This window comes from Pauljensenia sp. UMB3104, from assembly GCF_030217285.1.
Classification (GTDB): domain Bacteria; phylum Actinomycetota; class Actinomycetes; order Actinomycetales; family Actinomycetaceae; genus Pauljensenia.
Map to the genome: position 1 here is coordinate 1 of NZ_JASONN010000259.1, position 283 is coordinate 283.

Genomic DNA, 283 nt, shown 5'->3' on the forward strand with positions numbered 1-283 from the left:
GGGCGACGTGATTGCGCGCGGCGCGCCGTCGTCGGGCCGCTCGACGTGTGCCCTGGCCGTGTTCGAGCAGGCGGCCTCCCAGGGCCGCTCCGCGATGATTCTTGCTCCCGATCGCACGCGTGCCGATGTGCTGACCCCGCGCGCGCAGGCGCTTGGCCCGGACACGGTGCGTCCGGTGCGTACCCCCGCCTCTTTCGCCTATCAGGTGGTGGCCACCTGGCGCACCCAGCGCGACGTGCCGTTGGAGGGGGTCGAGCTGGTGACGGGCGCGGCGCAGGACCAG

1 protein-coding gene is annotated in these 283 nt (G+C 73.9%); it reads left to right on the top strand.

The window, feature by feature from the left end:
- Nucleotides 1–283 (top strand): hypothetical protein (locus tag QP415_RS11625; RefSeq protein ID WP_285100183.1); only part of this gene is annotated, 283 nt, incomplete at both ends.